26 protein-coding genes and 1 pseudogene are annotated in these 26157 nt (G+C 70.3%); 18 read left to right on the top strand and 9 right to left on the bottom strand.

Annotated features, from left to right (window positions below):
- Window positions 1-2 precede the first annotated feature (2 nt).
- Both ACFSXZ_RS39170 and ACFSXZ_RS39165 read left to right on the top strand, forming a co-directional pair.
- Window positions 3-1859, top strand: coding sequence for a Na+/H+ antiporter (locus ACFSXZ_RS39170; protein ID WP_378271409.1), 1857 nt, complete (start codon window positions 3-5; stop codon window positions 1857-1859).
- 66 nt (window positions 1860-1925) lie between these two features.
- Complete coding sequence (locus ACFSXZ_RS39165; RefSeq protein WP_378271407.1) at window positions 1926-2867, top strand: DUF2961 domain-containing protein; 942 nt, start codon at window positions 1926-1928, stop codon at window positions 2865-2867.
- Window positions 2868-2962: 95 nt separating this feature from the next.
- Here the strand turns inward: ACFSXZ_RS39165 and ACFSXZ_RS39160 are convergent, their stop codons facing one another.
- Window positions 2963-3754, bottom strand: a complete 792-nt coding sequence (locus ACFSXZ_RS39160) for an ArsR/SmtB family transcription factor (RefSeq protein ID WP_378271406.1) — start codon at window positions 3752-3754, stop codon at window positions 2963-2965.
- A gap of 130 nt (window positions 3755-3884) precedes the next feature.
- On the opposite strand from ACFSXZ_RS39160, the gene ACFSXZ_RS39155 reads away from it, so the two are divergent.
- The 4 genes from ACFSXZ_RS39155 (at window position 3885) to ACFSXZ_RS39140 (ending at window position 8867) form a co-directional block, all read left to right on the top strand.
- Window positions 3885-4910 (top strand): Rv2578c family radical SAM protein, encoded by a 1026-nt coding sequence (locus ACFSXZ_RS39155; protein WP_378271404.1) that lies wholly within the window; start codon window positions 3885-3887, stop codon window positions 4908-4910.
- Window positions 4911-5066: 156 nt separating this feature from the next.
- Entirely contained in the window at window positions 5067-6242 is a 1176-nt protein-coding gene (locus tag ACFSXZ_RS39150; protein WP_378271402.1) for a phosphotransferase, read from the top strand.
- A 312-nt stretch (window positions 6243-6554) separates the two neighbouring features.
- Window positions 6555-7442 (top strand): SGNH/GDSL hydrolase family protein, encoded by an 888-nt coding sequence (locus ACFSXZ_RS39145; protein WP_378271400.1) that lies wholly within the window; start codon window positions 6555-6557, stop codon window positions 7440-7442.
- A 21-nt stretch (window positions 7443-7463) separates the two neighbouring features.
- Window positions 7464-8867, top strand: coding sequence for a replication-associated recombination protein A (locus tag ACFSXZ_RS39140; RefSeq protein WP_378271398.1), 1404 nt, complete (start codon window positions 7464-7466; stop codon window positions 8865-8867).
- A gap of 8 nt (window positions 8868-8875) precedes the next feature.
- On the opposite strand, the gene ACFSXZ_RS39135 is transcribed toward ACFSXZ_RS39140, so the two are convergent.
- The 3 genes and pseudogenes from ACFSXZ_RS39135 to ACFSXZ_RS39125 all read right to left on the bottom strand — a co-directional run.
- The gene (locus ACFSXZ_RS39135) at window positions 8876-9919 is read right to left on the bottom strand and encodes an S-adenosylmethionine:tRNA ribosyltransferase-isomerase (protein WP_378271397.1); all 1044 of its coding nucleotides are present in this window, start codon (window positions 9917-9919) and stop codon (window positions 8876-8878) included.
- On the bottom strand, window positions 9919-10362 hold the full coding sequence (locus tag ACFSXZ_RS39130) for an SDR family NAD(P)-dependent oxidoreductase (protein WP_378271395.1): 444 nt from the start codon (window positions 10360-10362) through the stop codon (window positions 9919-9921). Before ACFSXZ_RS39130 ends, ACFSXZ_RS39135 begins: the two co-directional genes overlap by 1 nt.
- An 85-nt stretch (window positions 10363-10447) precedes the next feature.
- Window positions 10448-10597, bottom strand: a pseudogene (locus tag ACFSXZ_RS39125) (SDR family NAD(P)-dependent oxidoreductase); the annotation flags it as partial.
- A 271-nt stretch (window positions 10598-10868) separates the two neighbouring features.
- Between ACFSXZ_RS39125 and ACFSXZ_RS39120 the strand changes: the two are divergent.
- The 7 genes from ACFSXZ_RS39120 (at window position 10869) to ACFSXZ_RS39090 (ending at window position 18574) form a co-directional block, all read left to right on the top strand.
- Window positions 10869-11732, top strand: coding sequence for an NAD(P)-dependent oxidoreductase (locus tag ACFSXZ_RS39120; protein WP_378271393.1), 864 nt, complete (start codon window positions 10869-10871; stop codon window positions 11730-11732).
- A gap of 108 nt (window positions 11733-11840) precedes the next feature.
- A complete protein-coding gene (locus tag ACFSXZ_RS39115) occupies window positions 11841-12248 on the top strand; it encodes a DUF948 domain-containing protein (protein ID WP_378271392.1) in 408 nt (135 codons plus the stop codon).
- On the top strand, window positions 12245-12547 hold the full coding sequence (locus tag ACFSXZ_RS39110; RefSeq protein ID WP_378271391.1) for a hypothetical protein: 303 nt from the start codon (window positions 12245-12247) through the stop codon (window positions 12545-12547). The genes ACFSXZ_RS39115 and ACFSXZ_RS39110 overlap by 4 nt, the downstream gene beginning before the upstream one ends.
- A 103-nt stretch (window positions 12548-12650) precedes the next feature.
- Window positions 12651-15311 carry an alanine--tRNA ligase gene (gene alaS / locus ACFSXZ_RS39105; RefSeq protein WP_378271390.1) on the top strand — a complete coding sequence of 887 codons (2661 nt, stop codon included), beginning with the start codon at window positions 12651-12653 and terminating at the stop codon, window positions 15309-15311.
- Complete coding sequence (gene ruvX / locus ACFSXZ_RS39100) at window positions 15308-15799, top strand: Holliday junction resolvase RuvX (protein ID WP_378271388.1); 492 nt, start codon at window positions 15308-15310, stop codon at window positions 15797-15799. The genes alaS and ruvX overlap by 4 nt, the downstream gene beginning before the upstream one ends.
- Complete coding sequence (gene mltG / locus ACFSXZ_RS39095; RefSeq protein ID WP_378271387.1) at window positions 15796-17739, top strand: endolytic transglycosylase MltG; 1944 nt, start codon at window positions 15796-15798, stop codon at window positions 17737-17739. The genes ruvX and mltG overlap by 4 nt, the downstream gene beginning before the upstream one ends.
- A 7-nt stretch (window positions 17740-17746) precedes the next feature.
- Window positions 17747-18574, top strand: a complete 828-nt coding sequence (locus tag ACFSXZ_RS39090) for a shikimate dehydrogenase (RefSeq protein ID WP_378271444.1) — start codon at window positions 17747-17749, stop codon at window positions 18572-18574.
- A gap of 40 nt (window positions 18575-18614) precedes the next feature.
- Here ACFSXZ_RS39090 and ACFSXZ_RS39085 read toward each other — a convergent pair whose 3' ends face one another.
- On the bottom strand, window positions 18615-19568 hold the full coding sequence (locus ACFSXZ_RS39085; RefSeq protein WP_378271386.1) for a DUF3048 domain-containing protein: 954 nt from the start codon (window positions 19566-19568) through the stop codon (window positions 18615-18617).
- Between the two features lie 132 nt (window positions 19569-19700).
- Between ACFSXZ_RS39085 and ACFSXZ_RS39080 the strand changes: the two genes are divergently transcribed.
- On the top strand, window positions 19701-20642 hold the full coding sequence (locus tag ACFSXZ_RS39080) for a D-2-hydroxyacid dehydrogenase family protein (protein ID WP_378271385.1): 942 nt from the start codon (window positions 19701-19703) through the stop codon (window positions 20640-20642).
- A gap of 1 nt (window position 20643) precedes the next feature.
- Here the strand turns inward: ACFSXZ_RS39080 and ACFSXZ_RS39075 are convergent, their stop codons facing one another.
- The 3 genes from ACFSXZ_RS39075 to ACFSXZ_RS39065 form a co-directional block, all read right to left on the bottom strand.
- Window positions 20644-21459: a serine hydrolase domain-containing protein gene (locus tag ACFSXZ_RS39075; RefSeq protein ID WP_378271383.1), complete on the bottom strand. Its 816-nt coding sequence runs from the start codon at window positions 21457-21459 to the stop codon at window positions 20644-20646.
- 73 nt (window positions 21460-21532) lie between these two features.
- Window positions 21533-22753 carry a PTS transporter subunit EIIC gene (locus ACFSXZ_RS39070; protein ID WP_378271382.1) on the bottom strand — a complete coding sequence of 407 codons (1221 nt, stop codon included), beginning with the start codon at window positions 22751-22753 and terminating at the stop codon, window positions 21533-21535.
- Window positions 22750-23574, bottom strand: a complete 825-nt coding sequence (locus ACFSXZ_RS39065) for a GntR family transcriptional regulator (RefSeq protein ID WP_378271380.1) — start codon at window positions 23572-23574, stop codon at window positions 22750-22752. The genes ACFSXZ_RS39070 and ACFSXZ_RS39065 overlap by 4 nt, the downstream gene beginning before the upstream one ends.
- A 170-nt stretch (window positions 23575-23744) precedes the next feature.
- Here ACFSXZ_RS39065 and ACFSXZ_RS39060 point away from each other — a divergent pair, with 170 nt between their 5' ends.
- Together ACFSXZ_RS39060 and ACFSXZ_RS39055 are read left to right on the top strand one after the other, a co-directional pair.
- Entirely contained in the window at window positions 23745-23981 is a 237-nt protein-coding gene (locus ACFSXZ_RS39060; RefSeq protein ID WP_378271378.1) for a glucose PTS transporter subunit EIIB, read from the top strand.
- 163 nt (window positions 23982-24144) lie between these two features.
- Window positions 24145-24600, top strand: a complete 456-nt coding sequence (locus ACFSXZ_RS39055) for a PTS sugar transporter subunit IIA (protein WP_378271377.1) — start codon at window positions 24145-24147, stop codon at window positions 24598-24600.
- Window positions 24601-24612: 12 nt separating this feature from the next.
- Here ACFSXZ_RS39055 and ACFSXZ_RS39050 read toward each other — a convergent pair whose 3' ends face one another.
- The gene (locus ACFSXZ_RS39050; RefSeq protein WP_378271375.1) at window positions 24613-25065 is read right to left on the bottom strand and encodes a Rieske (2Fe-2S) protein; all 453 of its coding nucleotides are present in this window, start codon (window positions 25063-25065) and stop codon (window positions 24613-24615) included.
- Window positions 25066-25195: 130 nt separating this feature from the next.
- On the opposite strand from ACFSXZ_RS39050, the gene ACFSXZ_RS39045 reads away from it, so the two are divergent.
- Both ACFSXZ_RS39045 and ACFSXZ_RS39040 read left to right on the top strand, forming a co-directional pair.
- Complete coding sequence (locus tag ACFSXZ_RS39045; RefSeq protein WP_378271374.1) at window positions 25196-25597, top strand: hypothetical protein; 402 nt, start codon at window positions 25196-25198, stop codon at window positions 25595-25597.
- Window positions 25594-26106 carry a sigma-70 family RNA polymerase sigma factor gene (locus ACFSXZ_RS39040; protein ID WP_378271373.1) on the top strand — a complete coding sequence of 171 codons (513 nt, stop codon included), beginning with the start codon at window positions 25594-25596 and terminating at the stop codon, window positions 26104-26106. Before ACFSXZ_RS39045 ends, ACFSXZ_RS39040 begins: the two co-directional genes overlap by 4 nt.
- Window positions 26107-26157 lie beyond the last annotated feature (51 nt).

Below are 26157 nucleotides of genomic sequence, written 5' to 3'. Positions count from 1 at the left end.
TCATGCTCGTCGCCGCTCAGTTCGTCGTCCTCGTCGTCACGGTGCTCGTGGTGACCGCCGCCGCGCGACGGCTGGACTGGCCACCGCCGCTGTGCCTGGTCGTGGTCGGGGTGGCGCTCTCGTTCGTTCCCGGGGTGCCGGACTACCAGCTCAATCCCGAACTGGTGCTGGTCGGCCTGCTGCCGCCGCTGCTGTACGCGGCCGCCGTGCAGACGTCACTGATCGACATCCGGGCGGACCGCACGCCGATCGCCACGCTGTCGATCGGCCTGGTCGCCTTCACCACGGTGGTGGTCGGCCTGGTCGCCTGGGCCGTGGTGCCCGGCCTGCCGCTCGCGGCCGGATTCGCGCTCGGGGCGATCGTGGCGCCCCCGGACGCGGTCGCGGCCAGCGCGATCGCCCGGCGGGTGGGGATGCCCCGGCGGGTCGTGCGCATCCTGGAGGGCGAAAGCCTGCTCAACGACGCCTCCGCGCTGGTCGCGTTGCGCACGGCGATCGCCGCCATCGCGGGGGCGGTGACCGTCTGGGAGGTCGGCGGCGACTTCCTGCTCGCCGCCGCGGGCGGCGCGGCGGTCGGCGGGATCGTCGGCTGGGCGGCCGGGCTGCTGCTGCGCCGGATGAGCGATCCGGTGGCGAGCACCGCGTGGTCGTTCGTGGTGCCGTTCGTGGCCTACCTGCCCGCGGAGACGATCCACGGCTCGGGTGTGCTCGCGGTCGTGGTCGCCGGGATCATCATCGGCCACCAGGCTCCCCGGATCCTGTCCGGAGGTTCGCGCCTGACCAGCACGCTGAACTGGCGCACCATCCAGTTCCTGCTGGAGAACGCGGTGTTCCTGCTCATCGGCCTGCAGTTGCGGCGGATCGTGACCGAGGTCGGTCAAACGGATCTGTCCGCGCCCGTGCTGGCCGGGATCTGCGGTGCCGTGCTGCTCGCGACGATCGCCAGCCGCATCGCGTGGATGTTCGCGACGGCCGCGGTCCGGCGCCTGGTGCACGCGCGCCGGTGGCCGTGGTCGGTCTCGGCGGTCATCTCGTGGGCGGGGATGCGGGGCGTGGTCACCCTCGCCGCCGCGTTCGTGCTGCCGGTGGCCACGCCACAGCGGGCCGTCCTCGTGCTCGCGGCGTTCGTCGTGGTGGCCGGGACCCTCTTGCTGCAGGGCACCACGCTCCCGCGGCTGGTGCGCGTGCTGCGGCTCCCGCCGCCCGACCCCGCCGAGGACGACCTGCAGGAGGCCGTGCTGCTGCAGGACATGACCAGGGCGGGCCTTGCCCGGCTCGAGGAGATCCGGATTCCCAGCGACCCGCCGGAAGTCCTCGACCGGTTGCGGGACAAGGAGATCTACCGGTCGGACTCGGCGTGGGAACGGCTCGGCCGGGCCAGCGAGATCGGGGAAACGCCGAGTGAGGCCTACCGGCGTCTCCGTGCCGCGATGCTCGAAGCCGAGCGGGACGTGCTGCTGACCGCCCGCGACAGCGGGACCGTCGACGACGAGGTGCTGCGACGCGTCCTCACTACGCTCGACATCGAGGAATCCCTGTTCGAACGCCCGGAGGAGCCGGACCGGATGCCAGAACGCGAACTGCACACCCCCGAGGCCACGGCCCGCTCCTGCGAGCATCTGGCCGTGGCCGGGGACCCCGAGCCGAACAGCCGGCAGGGCTGCGAGGACTGCCTGCGCGAGGGCACCACGTGGGTGCACCTGAGGCTGTGCCTGGAGTGCGGGCACGTGGGCTGTTGCGACTCGTCGCCCCGCCGCCATGCCACCGCGCACTTCCACGGCACCGACCATCCGGTGATCCGGAGTTTCGAGCCGGGGGAGAACTGGCGCTGGTGCTTCGTCGACAGCATCATCGCCTGACCTCACATCCGGTCACCTAAGGTCGCCTCCACCGAGGTTCCCCAGCCCGACAAGGAGCGCAGACCTGTGACCGACCCGCTCGCGACCCTGTCCACCGACCCGCTCAGGATCGACAAGATCGAGAACGTCCGGTGCGGGCCGCAAAGCGAACTGACCCTGTTCGACCGCACCGGGCCGGGCGTGGTCAAGTCGCTGTGGATGGCGCTCGGCGGCGGGAACAACCCGACCTTGGACGGGCGGGTCCGCATCTACTACGACGGCCGCACCAGCCCGGACATGGACATCGACGTGGGCACGCTGTTCGCGACGCACTGGGGCGCCGGTTCGACCTACGGCTCGCACTCGACGCCGCACATGCACGTCGAGATCGACGCGGAAACCCTCAACACGGCGTTCTTGTTCGGCTTTCCCATGCCGTTCGGACAGTCCATCCGCATCGCCTACTACAACCCGGCCGGCTCGCAGACCGCCGACGTGTACTCCATGGCCGCCTACACCCTCACCGCGACCGACACCGCCGACGGAAGGCGCTTACGCTGCCAAGGCGCCCGGTTCATGGACCAGGCCCAGACCCGGCAACCCGGGGACGTGACCACGTTCGCCACCATCACCGGCGGCCCCGGCTCGATCGTTTACCACGCCTATGTCGGCGGGGTCGACGCCGCGGCGATCACCCCGGACTCCGGCAACGGCCGGTCCTGGATGGAGCGGAACATCAGCATCGCGGTGGATGGCGAGAACACGCCGGGCATCGTCAGCACGGGCACCGAGGACTGGTTCGATTCGGGCTGGTACTTCGAGGGATGGAAGGACTACGGCACCTCGGTCCACTCCTATGTGGGCACCGACCAGCCGCCTGCCCAGCCCGATACGGTCGGCATGGTCACCGACCTGTGGTCCAAATGGGGCGGTGTGCCGTTCCGGAACAGCGCCGTCATGCAGGCCCAGCCTGAACCGGCATGCGTCACCGGGGACCGCTTCTGCTACGCGGTGCTGTACTACCAGTGATCCCTGTCCCGCGCTCCAGCGAGCAGCGTGGAACCCGCTTTTCGCCTGGCGCTGTGCTTCGGGGCCGGCATCATCGCGTAATTCCTTGGCGTGCCTCAGAAATCGACGGTCAGCACCTCGCCGGTTTCGAGAAGCGTCTTGAGCTTGGACAGGATTTTCGGCCAGCCTCCGCTGACGCCCTTGAGCATCGCCGTCTCGCCCTCGAACCCGTCATGGAGCACGGTGAGCTTGACGGCCGAGCCGGCCTGTTCGATTTCGAAGGTGACCTTCGAAATGTTCTCACGCCGCCCCTCGGCGAGTTGCTCATCGGTCCAGCCGAGATACTCGGCGAAGGGTTTCTGATAGCTGTGCCAGGTGTAGGACAACACCCGAGGCGGGTCGGCCTTGAGGACCACCTGGTTCCAGTCGTGGAACTCGTCGCCGAACTCCCGCCACAGGATGGGTGAGCCCGCCTTCCAGTCCGACTTGAGTTCGGCTCCCCAGTACCGCTTGGTGAACGCCGGATCGGTCAACGCCTGCCACAGTTTCTCGGGCGTCGTGTCGATGTAGGTCACGTAGCGGAATTCGTCGCGGCTCACGGGTTCTTCCTCCAGGGCTCGTTTCAGGTCGGCGAGGGCGTGCGCGTGTTCACGGTGGTAGGCGTCGATCCACCGTTCGGTGATTTCCGTGATGGGCGCGGCGTTGAGGTAGTGCAGTTTTTCCCGGCCCCGGCGGCTGGCGGTCACCAGATTCGCGGCCTCGAGCACCGCGAGATGCTTCGTCACCGCCTGGCGTGTCATGTCCAGCCCGCCGCACAGTTCGCCGAGCGTCTGCCCGTCGCGGGCGTTGAGGCGATCCAGCAACTGCCGCCGGCTGGGGTCGGCCAGTGCCTTGAAAACCGCGTCCATCTCGCTCCACCGTTCAGGCAACTCGCTGGTTGCCTATGGAATATAGGCAACCTTGAGGTTGCATGTCAACGGCACCTCCGGCCGTGCGATCCGGCTTGACATCGCGTCGAACGGGTGTTCGACTTGAGGGGTGAGGTGGGAGAGGCAACGCGCCGGAACGGAGACGCAGCCGGCCCTGGTGGGGCTGGACGATCTCGTGCGCTCGGTGGCCCCGCCGGAGTTCCAGGGCGTCACCTTCCACGAGGTCCGCGCGCGCTCGGTGCTGAACAGGGTGCCCGGCGAGTCGCTCGTGCCGTTCCGGTGGACGGTCAACCCCTACCGGGGCTGTTCCCATGCCTGCCGGTACTGCTTCGCCCGGAACACGCACACCTATCTCGACTTCGACGCGGGCGCCGACTTCGACAGCCAGGTGGTGGTGAAGGTCAACGCGCCCGAGGTGCTCGCCGCGCAGCTGCGCAAGCCCGGCTGGGCCCGGGAGCACGTGGCGATGGGCACCAACACCGATCCTTACCAGCGCGCGGAGGGACGTTACGCGCTGATGCCGGGCATCATCCGGGCGCTGGCCACCTCCGGCACGCCGTTTTCCGTGCTCACCAAGGGAACCGTGCTCAAACGGGATCTGCCGTTGCTGCGTTCGGCCGCCGGGGAGGTCGATGTGGGCCTCGGCGTTTCGATCGCGCTGCTCGATCCTGAACTCCAGCGCCGGGTCGAGCCGGGCACGCCCAGCCCCCGGGCCCGCCTCGACCTCGTGCGCCGCGCTCGCGACGCGGGGCTGCCGTGTGGCGTGATGGTCGCCCCGGTGCTGCCCGGCCTCACCGATTCGGCCGAGGCGCTCGACGAGTTACTGGCCGCGATCGCCGCCGCGGGCGCCACGAGCGCCACCGTGCTGGCGCTGCATCTGCGTCCGGGCGCGCGGGAGTGGTACGGGCGGTGGCTCGCGCGCGACCATCCGGAACTCGTCGAGCGCTATCGCGAGATGTACCGGCGGGGAAGCTATGTGGACGGCCGGTACAAGCGCCTGCTCGCGGCGCGAGTGGGGCCGCTGCTGCGGCGCCACGGTTTCGCCCGGTCCGGCGACGGCGCGGCGGTGCGGCCGCCTTCGGACAGCAATCCCAACCGGCCGGAACCGCGGGGGGAACAGCTGGCACTGCTCTGACGGAGCGATTGACAAACGAAATGGCCTCTGTCCAGGTGGCGTGTTCCCAAAAAGCTCTGAGGGAGCGACCACGCTTGGGCCGGCCGTGGTACACGGTGTCTCACGGATGACACGTTTCTGGTCCGGTGACGCCGGGCCCTAGTAGGGTCGTGGGCGATGACCGTGGACACGTTCGACGAAGCTCAAGACGCCCGGGCGGACAGCCCGGACGAACCTGGACATTCCGTCGAGGCGGCGGTCGCCGCGGGCGAGACGGTGCTCGCCGGCCGCTTCGGCGCTCCGATCGCGCTGGTCGAACCGGAGCTGCTCGAAGGCAGCGGCCCGGCGACCGTGGTCCGTGCCAGAATCGTGTCGTCGCCGTTCGGGTTGCCCCGCACGCTGGTGATCAAGCGATATCCCCCGGCGGTGCCGGGCGTGCCGGATCCCTTCGCTCAGGAAGCCGTCAGCTATCAGCTGTTCACCGCCCTCTCGGCGGAGGATCGCATGTGCCCGGAACTGCTGGCGCATCACGGTCCCTCGCGGGTCCTCGTCGTCGAGGACCTCGGTCACGCGCCCACCTTGCGGGACAAGCTGTACGGTTCCGAGGCACGGGCCGCGGAGCGTTCCCTGCTGTCCTGGGCTCGCTCGCTCGGCCGGATGCACGCGACGACCGCGAGCCGCGAGGCCGATTTCGACGCGTTGTTGCGCAGGCTCGGCGGCCCGGTGAAGGAACGGATGGGCTGGGCGCAGACGACCGGTCTCGCCTGCGAGCGCCTGCCTGGTCGCCTCGAAGAGACGCTGGGGGTGAGCGCTTCGGGTGCCGTCCGCTCGGTGGCCGCCGCGGCGTGGGAACGGAGCTGCTCGTCCGCCTACCGTGCGTTCAGCCCGGTCGACCTCAGCCCCGACAACAACCTCGTGACCAGCGGTGGGGTCCGGTTTCTCGACTTCGAACGGGGCCGTGTGCGCAACGCGCTGATCGACGCGGCCCAGTTGCGGGTGCCGTTCGGCTCCTGTGACGGGGCGCTGGCGCTGCCCGCGGGCATGAGCGACGCGATGATCGCCGCGTGGCGCGCCGAAGTGTCGGGGATCTGGCCGGCCCTGGCCGACAACGACGTGTTTTCGGCGCACCTGCTGGACCACCAGCTCGTGCTGGTGTGGGTCCGCACCTGGGAGATCCTGGGCGACCGGCGTGAGCCGGCCGCGGCCTTGGTGACGTGGTGGCGTGATCTCGCGGACTACGCGGGGCGTGGCGGCGCGGAGGCGCTCGCCGAGTATGCCGGCGACGTTTCCGCCGCTCTCGACAAGCGTTTCGGCCCCGGTCTGTCGTTGCCGCTTTACCCCGCGTTCCGCTGACGGGCGCCTGACCCGAGGGTTCTTCGAGCGGACCTCCCGTCGTTACCCGGCGCTCACCCCGGATGAGCCTCCGTATCCGATGGTCTGAGGCGTGGAATCACTTGTGTCAACTCGCGGCTGTCAAGGTGACCACCGAGCGCGCCGTCTGGGCCCGGGGCTCTGTGGGGGCACAGCCCCCACACCCCCGCTGAGGGCAAGCCCCCAGACCCCCTTGTCAGGGCGGCAGGGCGCCCATCGGTCCGACGTGAGGTGTGCCGGAGAGGAGCGCCCTGTCGACATGATCGCGGGGGCGCGCAAACTCGCGGAGGAACTGTGAGTGTGGCGATTGAGCAGGTTCCTTCGGCCGAAACGACTCCTCGTCCGATCCGGCGCCTTGCCGTCCTGGGCGACTCCACGGCCGTCGGGCTGGGCGATCCCGTTCCGGGCCGGGGCTGGCGCGGGGTCGGGCCGTTCGTGGCGGAAGCGCTCGGCGTGGCTCCGGACGGGTATCTCAACACCGCCTTCACCGGTGCCCGGATGCGGTGCGTGCGCACCAGCCAGCTGCCCGCGGCGATCGCGCACGGCCCTGATGTCGCGCTCGTGGTCGCGGGCATGAACGACACCCTGCGGTCGGACTTCGATCCCGCTTCGGTCGCCGAGGATCTCGGCGAGGTGATGAGCGCGTTCGCCGCGCGCGGCACCGTGGTCGTCCCGGTGCGGTTCCACGATCATGGCCGGGTTTTCCGGTTGCCGCGCGCGTTGCACCGGGCGCTCAAGGCGCGGATCGACGCGTTGAACGCCGCCATCGAAGAGGTCGCGCGCAGGCACGGCATGCCGTGCCTGGATCTCGGCGCGCTCGCGGGCGCGTACGAGCTTTCCTGCTGGAGCGTGGACCGGCTGCACCCCTCGGAGCTGGGGCACCGGACGCTGGCCAGGGGAGTGACCGAGGTGCTCTCGGAGGCGGGTTTCTCCGTCGCCGAGCCGGTGAGCCTGGTGTGTTCGGGCGGTGTCCGGCCCCGGACGGTCGACCACGTGGCCTGGCTGCTGGTGAAGGGCATTCCCTGGTTGTGGCGGCGCGGCCGGGATCTCCTCCCCTACGCGGCCGGGATCCTCCTCCGCTCCGCGCTCGCGGGCCGGGAGCCCGAACCGGAGCTCGCCGCGGCGCCGGTGGCCGGGTTTCACGACAGGCCGGGTTTCAAGACAGGCACCGAGACCGTCTGACCGCCCTATTACCGTGGAAGCGTGCAGGATGAACTCTTCACGGTGAACCCCGATCTGGCGCCGCCGGAGGGCCCGGAAAACACCGCCGTGCCGGACGGCCCGATGGGCGGCGGTGAGGACGGGGTCCCGGCGGGTGCGCCGCTCCCGGTACGCATGCGCCCGCGGTCGCTGGACGAAGTGGTCGGCCAGCGTCATCTCCTGACCGACGGGGCGCCGCTGCGACGGCTGGTGGAGGGCGCCGCGCCGGCGTCCGTCCTGCTCTACGGCCCGCCCGGTACCGGCAAGACCACCCTGGCGAACCTCGTCTCCACCGCGACCGGCCGCCGTTTCGTGGCGCTCTCGGCGCTCTCGGCCGGGGTGAAGGAAGTCCGGGGAGTGATCGAACAGGCCCGGCGCCGCCGCCAGTACCAGGCGGAGGACACCGTGCTGTTCATCGACGAGGTGCACCGGTTCTCCAAGACCCAGCAGGACGCGCTGCTCGGCGCGGTCGAGGACCGGACTGTGCTCCTGGTCGCCGCCACCACGGAGAACCCGTCGTTTTCGGTGGTGTCGCCGCTGCTGTCCCGGTCACTGGTGCTGCAGCTGCGCCCCCTGACCGACGACGACGTGCGCGAACTGATCGACCGGGCCCTGGCCGACGAGCGGGGCCTCGGCGGCGCCTTCACGCTCAGCGCCGGCGCGGCCGCCCACCTCGTCCGGCTCGCCGGAGGCGACGCGCGCCGGGCGCTCACCGCGCTCGAAGCGGCCGCCGGTGCCGCGGCCGCCACCGGGGAGACCGAGATCGGCCTGGCCACCGTGGAATCCACTGTGGACAAGGCCGCGGTGCGCTACGACCGGGACGGCGACCAGCACTACGACGTGATCAGCGCGTTCATCAAGTCCATCCGCGGGTCCGATGTGGACGCGGCCTTGCACTACCTGGCGCGGATGATCGAGGCAGGCGAGGACCCCCGGTTCATCGCGCGGCGGCTGGTGGTGCACGCCAGCGAGGACGTCGGCCTGGCCGACCCGACCGCGCTGCAGTCCGCGGTCGCGGCCGCGCACGCCGTGCAGTTCATCGGCATGCCGGAAGGCAGGCTCGCGCTCGCCCAGGCGACCGTTCACCTGGCCACCGCGCCGAAGTCCAACGCCGTGGTCACCGGGATCGACGCGGCGCTGGCCGACGTGCGCGCGGGCAGGATCGGCACCGTGCCGCCGCACCTGCGCGACGGCCACTACGCGGGTGCGGCCAAGCTCGGCAACGCCCAGGGATACCGGTACCCCCACGATGTGCCCGAAGGCGTGCTGCCCCAGCAGTATCCGCCGGACGAACTCGTCGGCACCGACTACTACAACCCCACCACGCGCGGCGCCGAACGCACGCTCGCCGACCGGGTTCCGAAGCTGCGCCGCACTATCCGCGGTGAAAGGTCCACAAAGGACTAGAACGCCTTTCAAACACAGCCGGGCAGGAAGAGGGTCGAGTCGCCGAACTCGTGCCAGAGATAACGGCGCTCGACCGCCGCCCGGTACGCGGAGGCGACGAGATCGGCGCCCGCGACGGCTTCGAGCAGCAGCAGATGGCTGGCCTCGGGCGCGTGCAAGCCGGTGACCAGGCCGGTGACCACCCGCGCGGGACGGCCGGGGCGGAGCACCAGATCCGTCCAGCCGGACGACGCGCGCACGGTGCCGTCCTCGGCGGCCGCGCTTTCCAGCGCGCGCACCACCGTCGTGCCCACCGCAACGACGCGGCAACCGGCCGCGCGGACGGTGTCGACCAGACGCGCGGTGGCTTCCGGCACCGAAAACCGCTCCGCGCCGGGTGGCTCGTGCGCTTCGGGGCTGGACACGCCCGCGTGCAGCACGACCGGAGCCACCGTGATTCCCCGGGCCATCAGCCGGACCAGCAGCGGCGCGGTGAACGGCCTGCCCGCGCTGGCCATCTCCGCGCTGCCCGGCACGGTCGCGTACACCGTCTGGTAGTCGCGAAGCGGGTACCGGCCGCTGAGGTAGCCGTAGCCGATCGGCCTGCCGTGCCGGGACAGGTACGCGTGTGCGCCGACCCGTGGTGTCACCGATGCCCGCCACAGCCTGCTCTTCGGCGCGTGCGGGTCGGGATAGGGCATGAGGAGCCGCAGCCGGACGTGACCGGGCAACGGAAGCTCCGCGCCCGTGGCCATGCCGAGGTCGGGCCCGCTACCGTCGGCGAGGCGGATCTCCACCACCCAGTCGCCGTCGTCGAGCGTGGTGGAGACGTGCACTGGCGCCGGTTTCCCGTCATCGCGATGCGCGTCGACGGCCGCGGGCAGGGTGGCCGAGGTGTTCACCACGACGAGGTCGCCGGGCGAGAGATGTCCTGGGAGGTCGTGGAAATGCCCGTGCTCGATCCGCCCGGGCCGCGCCACGAGCAGGCGCACACCGTCACGGCGCAGACCGCGGCGCTCGGGCGGGCTCGCCGCTTCGCTTTCCGGTGGAAGCGTGAAGCGAAGGGGTGACATCAGGGCACCTCGATGGCCCGGTAACGGCCGCTCGGCAGATCACTTTCGAGGAGGCGCAGCAAGGCGGGCACTACCGTTTCCGGCGACGGCCGGTCCGAAATGTCCTCATCCGGGAACGCCTGCTGGTGCAGGTCGGTGTTCATGTCCCCGGGATCGCAGGCGTAGACGGTCAGATCCGGTTCTTCGGCGGCGAGAATCGCGGTGAGCTGGTCGAGCGCGGCCTTGGAAGAACCGTAACCACCCCAGCCGCCATACGGTTCGACCGCGGCGTCGGAAGAGACGTTGATGACGGTGCCGTGGTTCTTTCTCAGGGAGGGCAGCAAAAGCTGGATCAACGCGAGAGGAGCGAAGGTGTTGACCGCGTACACGCGTTCGAGTTCGCGCGCCGGGTAGGCGGCCAGAAGTGGCTGAGGGCTCGGGCCGAGCGCGCTCGCGTTGTTCACGAGGAGATCCAGACCCGTCCATTGTGGTCGCCACGGTCGCGGTGAGCCGGTGCAGATGCGCGGAATCGGTTACGTCGCCGGGGATCGCGGTGATTCCGGGAAGCCCGGCCAGCGCACGGTGAAGCCGTTCTCCGTCACGGGCGTCGGCCACGACGGTCCAGCCGTCCCGGGCGAGCCTGCGGGCGAGCGCCAGGCCGAGACCGCGTGACGCGCCGGTGATCAATGCTGTGCTCATGTCCCCAGCATGAAACCTCAAGTAAACTAGAGGTCAATGACGACCTTGTCCACCGGGGCGCGCGGCACGTGCTGTGTCAGTCCGCGGCTGCCAGGCAACCGCAGAGCGTGCCCCTTTCTTTCCGCTAGCGGGGCGGCAGGGCGCCCGTCGCCCCGAGGTGACGAATGCAGGGAAGGAGCGCCCTGTCGACACGATCGCGGGGGCGCGCAAGGTCGCGGAAAACACAGCATGATCGCGGAAATCGGGGTAACCCTGGACACGACGAAAAAGCTTGGGAAAGGAGCGGAAAATGACCGACACCACCGTGGCCGTGCTCGGCACCGGGATCATGGGCCTGCCGATGGCGATGAACCTGCACGAGGCCGGGCTGAAGGTGCGGGCGTGGAACCGGACGGCGGAAAAGGCGCGGCCGCTGGCCGATCGCGGGGCCGAAATCGCGGATTCACCCGAGCGGGCGGTCGAGGGAGCCGATTTCGTCCTCACCATGCTCGCCGACGGCCCCGCGGTGGACGGTGTGGCCGGCGCCGTGCTTTCCTCCGGCGCGGTGTGGATCCAGAGCGGCACCATCGGAGCCGAGTGGGCCGATCGGTTCGCCGAAGCCGCCGAGAAGGCGGATGTGGCCTACGTCGACGCTCCCGTGCTCGGCACCAAAAAGCCCGCCGAGGAGGGCAAGCTCGTCGTATTGGCCTCGGGGCCGGAAGACCTGCGTGAGCGGTGTGCGCCGGTCTTCGACGCCATCGGCGCGCGCACGATGTGGGTGGGCCCGGCCGGGATGGCCAGCAGGCTCAAGCTCGTCGCGAACGCCTGGGTCCTCGCGCTGACCAACGCCACGGCGGAGAGTGTCGCCTTGGCGGAGGCCCTCGGACTCGACCCGCGCCTGTTCCTGGAGGCCATCAGCGGTGGTTCGCTGGACGTGCCCTACGCGCATCTGAAGGGCGGAGCGATGATCTCCCGCGAGTTCCCGCTGAGCTTCCCCACCCGTCACGCGGCGAAGGACGCCAAGCTGGTGCTCGAGGCCGTGGGCGAGCGGCCCGACCTCGGCGCGGCCCGCGCCGCGCTCGCGCATCTGGAGGCCGCCGCGGACGCCGGTCACGCCGACGACGACATGGCGACCGTCTATTTCGGTGTCCGCTGACTTCCGCCGCCCCGGCCGGGGCGGCGGGGGAGGGCCGTCCGGCCGGGAAGTGCGGCGCAGGGTAGCCTGACCGGCATTCACGCCGCCGTTTTTCCTTGAGGAGGGCCCGTGTCGGCAGGGCAGATCGCCGCGCTCATCGCCGCCGGAGCATTCGTGCTGCTGGTGCTGCTGCTGGCGATCCCGTTGGTCAAACTCGGCCGCACGCTGGACGAGGCGACCATCGCGATCCGCAAGGCGCACGAGAACGCCGACCCGTTGCTCACCGGCGCGAACGACACGATCACCCACGTCAACACCCAGCTCGAACGCGTCGACGGGATCACCGCGAACGCGCAGGCGGTCAGTGGCAACGTCTCCGCGCTGTCCTCGGTCTTCACCGCGACGCTGGGCAGCCCGCTGGTCAAGACCGCGGCCTTCTCCTACGGGGTGAGCCGGGCGATCCGCGCGCGGCGCAAGGCGAAGACGGGGGCCGAGGGCAAGCACAGCCGGCTGCGGGGGAGGAACGGCACCTCATGAAGCGCTTGTTCTGGCTCGGGCTCGGCGTCGCGACGGGCGTGGTGGTCACCCGCAAGGCCGGCCGGACCGCTCGTCAAGCCACGCCCGCCGGGTTAGCCTCGAACCTGGGGGATGCCGTCGGCGAGCTCGCCGGCGCCATCGGAGCGTTCGGCGCGGACATCCGCGCCGGGATGAGCGAGCGGGAGCAGGAGCTGCAGGACATGGTGGAGCAGCGGTCGGGGATCGCACCCCGGCCCGGGCGGCGGGCCACGCCCGCCACGGGCACCCGTCCGGCGCGAGCGCGCCGGGCGGAGGGCTGAAGCGCCCGGCGCCCGTCAGGCACGCCTCGCCCGCCCCTCCGCCGTCGTAGCCCCCATCCCGTTCCAGGCGCGGTCTTAACCCGCCAGGCCCAAGGAAAGATCAGTGGAAACACACGAGATCAACAAGCGGTTCATCAGCTATTTCGAGCGCAGCGGCCACACGCCGGTGCCGAGCGCCTCGCTCATCCTGGACGACCCGACGCTGCTGTTCGTCAACGCGGGCATGGTGCAGTTCAAGCCGTACTTCCTCGGGGAGGTCCCGCCGCCCTACCCGCGCGCGACCAGCATCCAGAAGTGCGTCCGCACCGGTGACATCGACGAGGTCGGCAAGACCACGCGGCACAACACGTTCTTCCAGATGGCCGGGAACTTCTCCTTCGGCGACTACTTCAAGGAAGGCGCGATCTCGCGGGCCTGGGAGCTGATCACCTCCTCGGCCGACGAGGGCGGCTTCGGCTTCGATCCGGAGCGGATCTGGGCCACCGTCTACGAGCACGACGCCGAGACCGCGGGCCTGTGGCGCAAGGTCACCGGCATTCCCAGCGAGCGGATCCAGTACCGCGGCGCCGAGGACAACTACTGGGACATGGGCGTGCCCGGCCCCGGTGGCCCGTGTTCGGAGATCTACTACGACCGGGGGCCCGAGTTCGGGCGCGACGGCGGCCCCGCCGTCGACGAGGACCGCTACCTCGAGATCTGGAACCTGGTGTTCATGCAGGACATCCGGGGCGAGGTGAGCCCGAAGAAGGGCGCGCCGGTGCTCGGGGAACTGCCGAAGAAGAACATCGACACCGGCATGGGCGTCGAACGCGTGGCCTACCTGCTGCAGGGCGTGGACAACGTCTACGAGACCGACCTGGTCCGCCCGGTGATCGCGAGGGCCGAGGAGTTCTCCGGCCGCCGTTACGGCGCCGACCACGTCGACGACGTGCGGTTCCGGGTGATCGCGGACCACGCGCGCTCCGGTGTGATGCTCATCGGTGACGGTGTCACCCCCGGGAACGAGGCTCGTGGCTACGTGCTGCGGCGCCTGCTGCGCCGGATCGTGCGGTCGGTGCGCCTGCTCGGCGTGCACGAACCGGTGCTCACCGAGTTCGCCGCCGTCGTTCGTGACGCGATGGCGCCCTCGTACCCGGAGATCGCCCGGGACTTCGACCGGATCAGCGAAGTGATGCGCGTGGAGGAGGAGGCGTTCCTCACCACGCTCACCAGCGGTGTGCGGATCTTCGACCTGGCCGCCGAGGAGACCAAGCGCTCCGGCGGCGACATCCTGGCCGGGGACAAGGCGTTCCAGCTCCACGACACCTACGGCTTCCCGATCGACCTGACCCTGGAGATGGCCGAGGAGCAGGGCCTGTCGGTGGACGAGGACGGCTTCCGGACCCTCATGGAGGAGCAGCGTCAGCGCGCCAAGGCCGACGCGGCCAGCCGCAAGCAAGGCCGTGGCGACCTGTCGGTCTACCGCGAGATGCTCGAGCGGCACGGGGAGACCGACTTCCTCGGCTACACCGATCTCCAGTCCACCTCGAAGGTGATCGGCCTGCTGGTCGACGGCGCGCCGGCGCGGAGTGCCGGCGCGGGGACCAAGGCCGAACTGGTGCTCGACCGGACCCCGTTCTACGCCGAGAGCGGTGGCCAGGTCGCCGACACCGGCATCCTGGTCGGCTCCGGGGTCGAGCTCAAGGTGCTCGACGTGCAGAAGGTCGTGCCGGGGTTGTTCGTGCACCGGGTCGAGGTGCTGGCCGGAGAGGTCGGGATCGACACCGAGGTCACCGCGTCGGTCGACGGCACGCGCCGCGCGGCCATCGCGCGGTCCCACTCGGCGACGCACCTCGTGCACGCCGCGGTGCGCGGCGCCTACGGCCGCCGGGCCGCGCAGGCCGGGTCGCTCAACTCGCCGGGCCGGATGCGGTTCGACTTCACCACGCCCGGCTCGGTTTCGGCCGGCGTGCTGACCGAGGTCGAGGAGGAGGTCAACGACTACCTCCAGACCGACGCCGAGGTCCAGACCTACGTCACGACCAAGGACAAGGCGCTCGAACTCGGCGCGGTCGCACTGTTCGGTGAAAAGTACGGCAACGACGTCCGCGTGGTCGACATGGGCGAATACTCGCGGGAGCTGTGCGGTGGCACCCACGTGGGCCGCATCGGTGAGCTCGGGCTCGTCAAGCTGGTCAGTGACGCCTCGATCGGGTCCGGTGTGCACCGCGTCGAGGCGCTCGTGGGCACCGACGCGCTGCGGCACGTCCGCAAGGAACAGTTGCTGGTCTCCCAGCTCGCCGGAACTTTCAAGGTTCCCGCGGACCAGTTGCCCGCCCGGATCGAGGACGTGCTGACCCGGCTGCGCAACGCGGAGAAGGAGATCGACCAGCTGCGCACCCAGCAGGTGCTCGGCTCGGCAGGGAGCTTGGCGGACAAGGCGGCCGATGTCGGCGGTGTCGCGCTGGTGGCCGAGAGACTCGAGGGTGACGTGGACGCGGGCGCGGTGCGTGCCCTGGCCACCGAGGTGCGGAACCGGCTCGGTTCCCGCCCGGGTGTGGTGGCGTTGTTCGCGCCGCAGGGCGAAAAGGTGAGCTTCGTGGTCGCCACCACGGCCGCCGCGCGGGACAAGGGGCTGGCCGCGGGCAAGCTCGTGCCCGCGTTCGCGCCCGCCGTCGGCGGACGCGGTGGCGGCAAGCCGGACATGGCCCAGGGCGGTGGCAGTGACCCGTCCGGGATCGACCGGGCGATCGCCGCGCTCCGGGACGCGGTCGCACGGGAGTGACCGCCCCCCGACCGGACCGGCCCGGGGTGTCGGACCCTGGGCCGGGGCGCCGCCTCGCCGTGGATGTCGGCTCCGTCCGGGTCGGTGTGGCACTCAGCGATCCCGCACCGGTTCTCGCGACGCCTCTGGTTACCCTTTCGCGTGATGCGCACCGCGAAACCGACCTCGCCGAGCTTTCACGTCTCGTGTCCGAACATGAGGTGGTGGAGGTGATCGTCGGGTTGCCCAGAACGCTCGCGGACCGGCACGGCTCCGCCGCGGAAATCGCCGTGGACTACGCCACGCGGCTCGCCGGGCGCGTCGCCCCGATACCGGTGCGGCTCGCCGACGAGCGGCTCACTACGGTCAGTGCGGCCCGTATGCTGTCGGGACGCGGGGTCAAGGGACGTAAGCAGCGCGCTGTGGTCGACCAGGCCGCGGCGGTCGAAATCCTGCAGGGCTGGCTCGATGGCCGGGCGTCATATCTGGCACGGGAGGGACGCACATGAACGCTGAACCCCCGCGGCGGGACCGCCCCCGAAGCGGCAAGCACGCCCGGCGCGAGCCGCTGCCCGGCGGGACGCAGCCACCGGGCGGCCGTGCCGTGCCGCCTCAGTCCCGGCAGCCGCGCCAGGCGCCGCAGGAACGTCCCGCCTATCCGCCCGACCGCACGGTGCCCCCGAGGCGGCGTGCCGTCGAGCCCCGCGACCGCTCGATTCCTGCGCGGGAACCCGTGGAGCCCCCGGCGGGCCGGCGGCGGCGTGCCGACGTACCGGACACCCCGCCTGCTCGCCGCCCGGCGCGCCGGGCGGCGCCGCCTGCCGACGTCGAGCCCGAGTGGTTGGAAGACGCTCCTCCCCGGCGTGCGCCCGCGCGGCGGGCTTCCTCCGGTGAGGGACAGGAACCGTCGCGGAGGCGGGCTCCCGCCCGTCGTGCCCCCACCGGCGAAGAGCCGCGGCGGCGGGTACCGGCGCGTCGCGCCCCGGCCGAAGACGCCCCGCCCCGGCGAGGCCGTCCCCCGCGGCGCCCGGAGGACGCTCCGGCCGACGGGTACGCGACGAACCCACCTCGCCGGGGTCGTCGTGCCGAGGAGGACCGGGCCGACGGGTACTCGACGAATCCGCCCCGGAAGGGCCGTCGTGCGGCGCCCGCCGAGGAAGGTCTGGAACTCTTCGACGAGGAGCCGCCCCGGCGTGCCCCGGCCCGGGAGGACCCGACCGAGATCATCCATCTGGTCGACGAGGATTTCGACGACGAGGGTTACCCGGGCGACTACATGCCCGACGAGCGTGCCGAGCCCGAGTACATCGAGCCTGCGGACGAAGCGCCCAAGCGCCCGCGCCGCCGCTTTCTGCGCTGGGTGGCGGCACTGGCCGTGATCGGGCTGTTCGGTGGTGGCGCGTGGTTCGGCGTCGAGAAGGTCTTCGGCTACGCGGACTTCCCGGGCAATGGCGAGTCCGACGTGGTGATCCAGATCGGTGACGGCGACTCGACCGGCGCCATCGGTGGCGAACTGACCACGGCAGGCGTCGTGGCCAGCGCGAAGGCGTTCGTCAAGGCCAGCAAGAACAACGACAAGGTGCTCAGCCTTCAACCCGGTTACTACGTGCTCAAGACCAAGATGTCCGGCTCGGCGGCGGTCGCCATGCTGACCAGCGGCACCGCGCGGGTGGGGGAGTTGCAGGTCCGCGCCGGCACCCAGCTCGACGACATCACCCAGCCCGGAGGCTCGGTCACGCCGGGTTTGTACAGCCTGCTGTCCAAGGCTTCCTGCGCGACGCTGAACGGCAAGAGCACGTGCGTCTCTCCGGAAGACCTGCGCAAGGCCGCGCAGTCGGCGGATCTGGCCACGCTGGGCGTGGCGGACTGGGCGGCCTCGGCCGCGGCGAAGAGCACCGACCCGCACCGGCTCGAAGGCCTGATCGCCCCGGGCGTGTACGACGTGCGACCGGGCTCGGACGCCGGCCAGCTGCTCGGGACCGTGCTCAAGGCCTCCACGACCAAGATCCAGGCGGCCGGCCTGACCAGCGGGTCGACCGTGCAGCAGCAGGCGCCGTACCAGGTGCTGACCATCGCGTCCCTGATCGAACGCGAAGGCGTCAGCCAGGACTTCGAGAAGATCTCCCGGGTGATCTACAACCGGCTGGACAAGAACATGCGGCTCCAGTTCGACTCGACGGTGAACTACGTCCTCGACAAACCGGTGGTGACCACGACCGACGCCGACCGGAACAAGCAGGGCCCGTACAACACCTACCAGAACGCGGGCCTCACGCCGACCCCGATCGGATCGCCGAGCACGGAGGCGATCGAGGCGGCCCTGCATCCCGCGGACGGTGCCTGGCTCTTCTTCGTGAAATGCGACAAGAACGGTGTGTCCTGCTTCGCGACGACCCAGCAGGAACACAGCCGCAACATCGAAGTGGCGAGGCAGAACGGTGCCTTCTAAGGCGGGAGTGCTGGGCAAGCCGGTCGGGCATTCCCTTTCGCCGGTCCTGCACTACGCGGCCTACCGGGAACTCGGGTTGTCCTGGACCTATGAGCGGATCGAGGTCGACGCCGAAGGGCTGCCGGTCCTCGTCGGCGGGCTCGGCGCGGAGTGGGCGGGGCTGTCGGTGACCATGCCCGGCAAGCGAGCGGCGCTGGAGTTCGCCACGATGACCTCGGCGCGCGCCAGGGCGGCCGGGGCGGCGAACACGTTGGTACACCAGGGTTCGGAGTGGTTCGCCGACTGCACGGACGTCGACGGTGTGACCGGCGCGCTGCGTGCCGCGGGGGGCTTCGACGCCCCGCCGGGTTCGACCGGGGTGATCCTGGGCGCGGGCGGGACAGCGGCGGCCACGCTCGTCGCCTTCGCCGAACTCAAGGTCGGACGCGCCCTGCTGGTGGTGCGCGATCCCGCTCGTGCCACCGAAGCCGTCGCCGTGGCGAATCGCGCCGGAGTCGAGGTGGAAGTGGTCACCTGGCCCGGTGGCGGTTTCCCGAACGTCGTCTCCGAAGCTTCCGTGCTGGTCAGCACGGTGCCGGCGGAAGCGGTGGCCGGGCATGCCCAGGAGCTTTCGGCCGTGCCGTGCCTGCTCGATGTCATCTACCACCCCTGGCCGACGCCGCTCGCCGAAGCCGCCGCCGCGCGGGGCCGCCGGGTGGCCACGGGCCTGGACATGTTGCTGCATCAGGCTTTCGGGCAAGTCGAGCAGTTCACCGGAATGGCCGCGCCGCGTGAGGCCATGCGTGAGGCGTTGCGCGATGCCACCGGGGAAATCCTGCCGCTGCCGCTGGCGTGACGATTCGAGCCCGCTCGACCGGTACGCCCGCCTGAGCTGGTCAAGACTTCGCGGTGAGCAGGATCCACACCGGGCCCTGTGCCAGCGGGAGCGGATCTCCCGTGGTGGTGAGGAAACGGGTGGGCGACTGCGGAGCGGGCCGGTTCCAGGTGGCCGCGAACCGTTGCCCGTCACGGAGAATCGTCGCCTCGCCCGAACCGACGGTCTGCGCGACCGGCGAATTGGCGACGGCTCCGCTCTCTCCCGGCTCTCCCACGCGCACGTCGACACGCTGCTCGATCACGGTGGCGGCGTCGAGACGGCCGGCTTCGGTGGTGGACAGCGGCGCACCGTCGGCGAAGATCGCCCACCGGTGACTGTCCGGCGACCAGCGGAAGTCGTAGGACGCGGCCGGGTAGCGAACCTGGTATGCGCTCACCGGGGTTCCCGCCGTGGGCACGGGGCCGAACCGCGGGACGGAATCGGCCGGTGGCGGTGTGCCGCCGGGCAGTCCCGCGGGGTGGACGTACAGGTTGTGGGGCGCCGGTCTGCCGTTGTCGCGGAAGTACGCGCCAGGGACCTCGGCCGGTGAGGCGTTCACCAGCGACGCGGAGCGCAGGGCGGGCAGGATTTCCGGCGCGGCGCCGGAGTAGGCGAGCACCGGCTGCCCGTACTGCGCGAGCACGCCGATGTCGGAGGACCGCGCGCTGCGCACCGGGCCGAGGACATCCGGGCGCGAGCCGAAATACACGGCGAGCAACCGGGTCAGCCCGCCTTCGACCGGTTCCACGTACACGACGTCCGCGGAAGACAGGCCGGTCTGCGGCCGCGCCTCCGCCACATTGTCGATTTTCGCGGCGAACACCGGTCCGGCCGACGGCGACGGCTGAGACGGCGCCGCAGGGGGAACGGGTTGCCCATGCGGTCCCTGGGTGAGCACGATCGCCAGGGCGGCCACCGCCACCACGACGACACCCACGATGGTTCCGATGATCCATTTCCGCCGCTTCGTCACAATGTCACGCTAGGGCGGTGATCCGTCACCGGACACGGCCGTTGGTGTGCTCCACCGGGGAACTTCGTCCCGTGTTCGGTGCGCTGCCCGCCCGTGTGCCGTCACCGTCCTCGGCGGACGTAGCCTGGGGGAATGAAGATCGCCATCCTCGACGACTACCAGAACGCCGCGCTGGGCTTCGCCGACTGGGACGCGCTGGGCGCCGACATCGAGGTGTTCACCGCGCACATCGCCGATCCGGACGAACTCGCCGAGCGGCTGGCGGGCTTCGACGTCGTGGTCGCGATGCGCGAGCGCACCCGGTTCCCGGCCGAGACGCTGGCCCGGTTGACCGACCTCAGGCTCCTGGTCAGCACCGGGCGGCGCAACGCCGCGATCGACGTGGAGGCGGCGCGCCGGCAGGGTGTCCTCGTGTGCGGAACCGGTTACGTGCCCTCGCCGACCGCCGAGCACACCTGGGCGCTGATCCTCGCCGCCGCCCGGAACCTCGGCACCGAACTGCCCGCGATGCGTGACGGCGGATGGCAGACCACGATCGGCACGGGGCTGTCAGGCCGGACCCTGGGCTTGCTCGGCTTGGGCAACCTCGGCTCGCGGGTGGCCCGGGTCGGCCAGGCCTTCGGCATGAACACCATTGCCTGGAGCCAGAACCTGACCGAGGAACGCGCCGCCGAGCACGGCGTGACCCTGGTGTCCAAAGAGGACCTGTTCGCCACCGCGGACGTGGTGTCGATCCATCTCGTGCTCAGCCGCCGCACCCGTGGCCTGGTCGGTGCCGGCGAACTCGCCGCGATGAAGCCGGACGCGTGGCTGGTGAACACCTCGCGAGGGCCCATAGTGGACGAATCCGCGTTGCTGGAAGCGTTACGCCGCAAGGAGATCGGCGGCGCCGCGCTCGACGTCTACGATGTCGAGCCGCTTCCGGTCGATCACCCGCTGCGCGGACTGTCCAATGTGGTCCTCACGCCGCACCTCGGTTACGTCACCAAGGAGACCTACGAAATCTTCTTCCGTGACGCCGTGGAGGACATCGCCGCCTACCGGGCCGGCAACCCGGTGCGCGTGATGACCTAGATCAGGCCGAAAGCTGGGCCAGTATCCCGTCGGTGAACGTGGGCCAGGCTTCGGCGGCCCACGGGCCGAAGTCCCGGTCGGTGAGCGCCACGCAGGCGACCCGCGCGTCCGGGTCGACCCACAGGAACGTGCCCGACTGCCCGAAGTGGCCGAACGTGCGCGGCGAACTCCGCGATCCGGTCCAATGTGGACTCTTGTGGTCGCGGATCTCGAAACCGAGGCCCCAGTCGTTCGGCTTCTGGTGGCCGAACCCGGGGAGTACGCCGTTGAGCCCAGGAAAGGCGACGCTCGTGGCTTCGGCCAGTGTCGCGGGGTCCAGCAGCTTGGGACGCTGAAGCTCCGCGGCGAACAACGTCAGGTCCGCGACCGAGGACACCGCGCCCGCGGCGGGCGATCCTTTCAGGACGGTCGCGTCCATGCCCAGCGGGGTGAACAGCGCCTCGGCCTGGTAGTCGGCGAAGGCGATACCGGAATGGCTGGTGAGCGCGTCGGCGAGTTGCTCGAATCCGGCGTTGGAGTAGAGGCGCCGGGTGCCCGGCTGGGCCATCACCTTGTGCTCGGAGAAGGCCAGGCCCGACGTGTGCGCCAGCAGGTGACGGATCGTCGAGCCTTCGGGACCGGCGGGAGTGTCCAGTTCGGCGGCGCCTTCTTCGAGGGCGATCAGGACGGTGTAGGCGGTGAGCAGTTTGGTGACCGACGCCAGGGGAAACGTCCTCCCCGTGTCGCCGTGCCGTCCCAGTACTTCGCCGTCGGCGCTGATCACCGCCGTGGCCGCGTTGTCCACCGGCCACTGTTCCACCGCGCGCACACTGTCCATTCCCCCACCCTACGAGCCGTGCCGTCGGCTCCCGGACGCCGCCTCGCGAGCGGCGTCCGGGAGCCGGAGGGCTTTACGGGGTGGCATCACCCGCGTCCGTGCCCTCGTCTTCACGGCCCGGTGTCCGCAGGTTCCATTTCACGATGATCCAGTGGAAGAGGAAGTAGTAGATCACCGCGTAGGCCAGGCCGATCGGGATCAGCAGCCACGCCCGGTGAGCCGCGGGCGCCCCGGAGTTGAGCGCGTAGTCGATCGCGCCTGCCGAGAACGAGAACCCGAGATGGATGTCCAGCAGGTTGCAGATCGCCAGGGACACGCCCGTGAGCACGGCGTGGATCAGGTACAGCGGCCAGGCGACGAACAGGAACGCGAATTCGATCGGTTCGGTGATGCCGGTCAGGAAGGAGGTGAACGCGGCGGAGATCATGAGACCGCCGACGATCTTCTTCTGCTCCGGGCGCGCGGTCCGCCAGATCGCCAGCGCGGCGGCGGGCAGCGCGAACATGAAGATGGGGAAGAATCCGGTGGTGAACGTGCCCGCGTGCGGGTCGCCGTTGAAGAAGTTGGTGATGTCACCGCCGTTGAAGATGAACCACACCGGGATGTTGATCAACTGGTGCAGGCCGATCGGCAGCAGCGCCCGGTTGAGCGTCCCGTACACCCCGCCACCGATCACCGCGTTGCTGGTCACCGCGTTGCCGAGATGCTGCATGCCGCTGTCGATCACGGGGAAGATCAGGCCGAAGACCACGCCGATGAGCATCAGGACGAACGCGTTGATGATGGGCACGAACCGGCGTCCGCCGAAGAAGGCCAGATACGGCGGCAACTTGATGCGGTGGAATCGCTGCCACAGCCCGGCCGTCACCAAGCCGACGACGATGCCGCCGAGCACGCTGTAGGGCCACTTGATCGGCTGCAGGTACCAGCCTTCCTTGAAGCCCTCGAGCTTGTTGATCGGCGCGAACACCTGCACGACCTGGTTGAACACGACGAAGCCGACGACGGCGGCGACGCCCGTGGAGCCGTCGCCGCGCCGGGTGAAGCCGGCCGCGATGCCGACCGCGAACAGCAGCGGCAGCCAGTTGAACAGCCCGCCCCCCGCGGCCGCGAGCACAGTGGCGATCTTCTGCGTCGCCACCCACCGCCCCAGCATGTCGTCCTGGCCGAGCCGGGAGAGCAGGCCGGCCGCGGGCAGCGCCGCGATGGGCAGCATGAGGCTGCGGCCGAACCGTTGCAGTCCGGCGAAACCCCTCCCTTTGCCTTTCGTTCCTTCCGCGGTGGTCGCGGTCACGGGAAACCTCCCTGTTCGGTGGGCACACCTGGTTTTCGTGGGACATCTGCCCCCGGCCGCGCCCGACGAGCGTCCATCGGTCCGGCGGGGTCCAACTGCGTCGTCAGCTGGTACCGGTCACCCCGGTACGCCGACGTCGTGTCCTCCACCGGCCTGCCGCGATGGCTGGAGATCCGGCGGAAGACCAGGAGCGGGTCGCCGACACGGATGCCCAGCAGCCGCGCGGTCTCCCGGTCCGCCGCTTCGGCCCACATCGTCTGCCGGGCCTGATCGAAGCGGAGGTCGTAGTGGTGGGCGAGGTGCTCGTACAACGAGCGGGTGAGGTCGTGGTCCAAGAGGCCGGGCACCTGTCCCGGGTGGTACCAGCCGCGCTCCAGCGCCATCGGCACGCCGTCCGCGCGACGGAGCCGGACGATCCGGTAGGCCTGTTCTCCCTCGCCGAGGCCGAGCGCCCGCACCGTGTTCGGCGGCGGGTTTTCCCTTCCGCGCCAAAGGATCTCGGTCGTGGGCTTGAGCCCGCGCCTGCGCATGTCGCCGGTGAACGACATGAGGTAGAGCGGAAGGTCCATCCGGCGGATCGAGGTGAACGTGCCCTTCCCACGGGCCCGGCTGAGCAGGCCTTCTTCGACCAGCTTGCCGATGGCCGAGCGGACCGTCAGGCGGGAGACCCGGTAGCGCGCGGCGAGTTCGCGCTCGGACGGGATCGGGGAACCGGGCGGCAGTTCCCGCTCGACCGCACGGCGCAGGATTTCCCGCAACTGGACGTGTTTCGGCGTCGGACCTTCGAGCAGGGGGTCCGGACCAGGAGGGGACGCCGGCATGGACACCACCTCCGCGGGTCTCGGTTCGGCCGAAAGGGTCGCGCCGGACGTCCGGGATTGGTACGTTCCGGTCTAGACCATTTCCTGATGGGGCAGAATGCTCCGCGATCCGCGGGAGTGTCAACCACCGTTACGGGTTCGTGGCCGTAACCGGAGCGAAGGAGACCGCTATGGCGGACGAGAGGCCTGAACGGATTCTGGCGGCGCTCGGAGGCGCCGAAAACATCGTCGATATCGAGGGTTGCATCACCCGGCTCCGCTGTGAGCTGGAGGACGGCTCCAAAGTCGACGAGGCCGCGCTGAAGAAGGCAGGCGCGATCGGTGTGGTGAAGGCCGGTTCGGTGGTCCAGGTGATCGTCGGGCCGGAGGCCGACACGATCGCCGGTGACATCCAGGACCTGCTGTGACAACTTGTACCGCAACTCGCGGCTGTCAAAGTGACCACAGAGCGCGCCGTCTGGGTCCGCTGTCGCGGCGGCGGGGCGCCCATCGCCCCTACGTGACGTGCGTTCGACAGGAGCGCCCCGTCGACACGATCGCGGGGGCGCGCAAACTCGCGGAGGAAACGCTGTGAGCCGTGTGACGGTGGCGAGCCCGGTGGCGGGCGACGCGCTGCCGATGAGCCAGGTGCCGGATCCCGTCTTCGCCGAAGCGATGGTGGGTCCCGGGGTGGCGGTGATGCCCGAGGACGGCAGGCAGGACGCGGTGGCGCCGATCGGCGGAACCGTGGTGACCCTGCATCCGCACGCCTTCGTCGTCGCGGACGCCGACGGCAAGGGCGTGCTCGTGCATCTGGGGATCGACACGGTGAAGCAGAAGGGCGAAGGGTTCACCGTTCTGGTGGCGAAGGGCGATACGGTGCGCGCCGGGCAGCCCCTGATCACGTGGGACCCGGAGGCGGTCCGGGCCGCGGGCTACTCGCCGGTGGTACCGGTGGTCGCGCTGGACGCCTCGGCGGAGGCGCTTTCTTCGCTGCTCACCGACGGCCGGGTGGCCGCCGGTGAGCAGTTGTTCGTCTGGAGTTGAGAAACCGGCCGGTCAGGCGGAGACGATCTTGCCGTTGTCGACCTTCACCGGGATGGAGGGCAACGGCGACTTCGCCGGAGGGTGCTCCACCGCGCCGGTGAGGGCGTTGAACTGCGAGCCGTGGCACGGGCACTTGAGCTTGTCACCGCTGAGGTTGACGGTGCAGTGCTGGTGGGTGCAGGACGCGCTGAACGCGACCACGTTGTTCTCCGAGGGCCGGGCGACGATGGCCGCCTGCCCGCCGATGGTGACGGACTTGGCGCCCCCGACCGGGACATCGGACAGCGAGGCGATCGTGGTGCCGGCGGCAGGTTGGGCGGCGGGAGCGGGCTGGCCGCCGGACCCCGAGCCGGATTGCGTGGAGCCGCCGGCGCAGGCGGCGAGCGCGACCGTACCGGCCGCGGCGCCGGCCGCGGCCACGCCGGTGGTCAGGACGGTACGGCGAGTGGGTGATTCAGCAGTCATGCCCCTTGACACGATCACGCCCCGCCCCGGGTTCAACGATGTGCCCCCGCCGACACAAGGATGAACCAGAAGTGGTGATGCTTCGTGAGAAGAGCGAGGTAGGTTTTCTCCGAGGCGAGAGGGGCGGGCAATGGTGGCGTGGGTGCTGCGCATCCTGGTGATCGCGGGGCTGCTCGGGTCGGCCTGGGTGCACTACGACCTGTGGGCCAACCAGGGGTTCTCCGACATCCCCACGGTCGGGCCGTTGTTCCTGGTCAACGCGATCGCCGGGGTGGTGATCGCCGCCGGGGTGCTGGCCTGGCACCACTGGCTGCCGGCGTTTCTGGCGGTCGGCTTCGGCGTGGCCACGTTGGCCGCGTTCGTGTTGTCGCTGCGGTCCGGCGGCTTCTTCGGCGTGCACGAGGACTTCAACCCCGGGGCCGGGAACTGGCTGCCCGAGCTCTGGGGCGTCATCACCGAAGCCGTGTGCGTGGTGGCCGGGGGAGCGTTGCTGCTGGCGCAGTCCCGGTCGAAGCAGGTCGCCCAGGTATGAAGGATGCCGCGGAAGACCGGTTGATGCGGGCGTTGCACGACGACCACGCGGCCGCGCTCTGGTCTTACGCGCTGAAACTCACCAACGGCGATCGCGCCGGTGCCGAGGACGTGGTGCAGGAGACCCTGCTGCGTGCCTGGCGTCACCCGCGTGTGCTGGACCAGTCCCAGCGGTCCGCGCGGGCCTGGCTGTTCACCGTGGCGCGCCGGATCGCCATCGACGGATGGCGGTCGGCTTCGGCGCGGTCGGAAGTGACCACCGACGAACCGCCCGAAATCCCTCTTCCGGACGACACCGACCGCGCCCTGCAAGGGTGGCTGGTCGCCGAGGCACTGGGCGAGTTGTCCCGGTCCCACCGGGAAGTGCTGCTGCTGTGTTACTTCCAGGGCTATTCCGTCAATGACGCCGCTTCCCGGCTCGGAATCGCGCCGGGAACGGTGAAATCACGGACGCACTACGCGTTGCGAGCACTGCGGCTCGCGCTGGAAGAAAAGGGGGTGACCCAATGAGTTTCCTAAGTCAACCCCTGGTGCTTGTTGATCTTGGTGGTGGTGTGGTGG

It is taken from the genome of Amycolatopsis pigmentata (assembly GCF_042684065.1).
Classification (GTDB): domain Bacteria; phylum Actinomycetota; class Actinomycetes; order Mycobacteriales; family Pseudonocardiaceae; genus Amycolatopsis_E; species Amycolatopsis_E pigmentata.
This window is presented reverse-complemented; position numbering and strand designations above follow the sequence as displayed.